Consider the following 704-nt stretch of genomic DNA (forward strand, 5'->3'; position numbering starts at 1 on the left):
TCTTTGCCCCCCGATGAATGCTGCTTGGGCACCAGTCCGAGCCATGCGGCAAAGTCTCGTCCACATCTAAAGATATCCATGGACGGTGCGAAGGCCTCTACCGCCATGGCAGTGAGTGGGCCAACGCCGGGTATCGTTTGAAGCCGCCGGGATATCTCTGACTGCTGAGATGGCTTTCTCAGCTTGGTCGTCTTCGTGTCAATCCGGATCGTAAGATCGTCAATGGCAGTGAGCAGCTCCTCACACTCCTCCCGAACCAAAGCAAGCAAGCCGTTGTCGGCCTGTTGCAGGAACGCTGCGATCTTCTTCATCTGATGGACGCCGGTCGGAAAGACCTGGCCCTGTTCATAAAGAACCGATCGCAGCGCATTGATCTGTTCAGTGCGCTGGCGCACCAGACGGTCGCGTGAACGGAACACAACACCTCGTGCGATTTGCGCGTTGCTTTTGGGTTCCACAAACCGCATCTCCGGGCGCTGCGCCGCAATCACAATCGCCTCAGCATCAGCCGCATCATTCTTCTGCCGTTTGACGAATGGCTTCACGTATTGTGGAGCAATCAGCTTTGCCTCATGTCCAAGTTCCTGAATCTCCCGCGTCCAGAAATGAGCACCGCCGCAAGCTTCAAAAACAACGATACTTGCGGGTTGGGATTCCATGAACTTTCGAAACCGAGGTCGGGAGAGCTTCTTTCGAAATTTGAC

1 protein-coding gene is annotated in these 704 nt (G+C 55.1%); it reads right to left on the reverse strand.

Annotation, left to right across the window (positions count from 1 at the left end; translation table 11 throughout):
• Positions 1-659: IS110 family transposase (locus ACFWW2_RS12150; RefSeq protein WP_393928343.1), on the reverse strand; the 659-nt coding region annotated here is incomplete at its 3' end.
• Positions 660-704: the final 45 nt, after the last annotated feature.

It is taken from the genome of Yoonia sp. R2-816, assembly GCF_046762905.1.
GTDB lineage: Bacteria > Pseudomonadota > Alphaproteobacteria > Rhodobacterales > Rhodobacteraceae > Yoonia.